The organism is Citrobacter sp. S55_ASV_140 (assembly GCF_018919505.1).
GTDB lineage: Bacteria > Pseudomonadota > Gammaproteobacteria > Enterobacterales > Enterobacteriaceae > Citrobacter > Citrobacter werkmanii.
The window spans coordinates 1-274 of the sequence record NZ_JAHLQZ010000457.1 but is presented as its reverse complement, the minus strand read 5'-3'; the positions used below and the strand labels follow the sequence as shown (position 1 = coordinate 274).

At 54.0% G+C, this 274-nt stretch carries 1 protein-coding gene; it reads right to left on the bottom strand.

What is annotated here, in order from left to right; all coding sequences use genetic code 11:
- Positions 1-19 precede the first annotated feature (19 nt).
- Positions 20-274 (bottom strand): UDP binding domain-containing protein (locus KQJ18_RS24510; protein WP_275945725.1); only part of this gene is annotated, 255 nt, incomplete at its 5' end.

Here is a 274-nt window from a genome sequence, read left to right as displayed (position 1 = left end):
GTTATCAGAATCTTTCTCATCAGCGCCAGACTCCTTTGGCATCGACGACATACTGCTGATGGACGTTGTCGCCATTGATAACTTTGAACTGACTATGATCGACCAGCATCACCAGCACATCTGCCGTTGCCAGCGCCTCGTCAAGCTGCGCCAGAGTACAAAGCCCGGTCAGTTTCTTCGGCAACTGGTGGATGTTAGGCTCAACAACCAGCGTTTCGCCGCTGTGCCACCGGGCGATCAGTTCAGCGATTTCCATTGCCGGACTTTCGCGCAG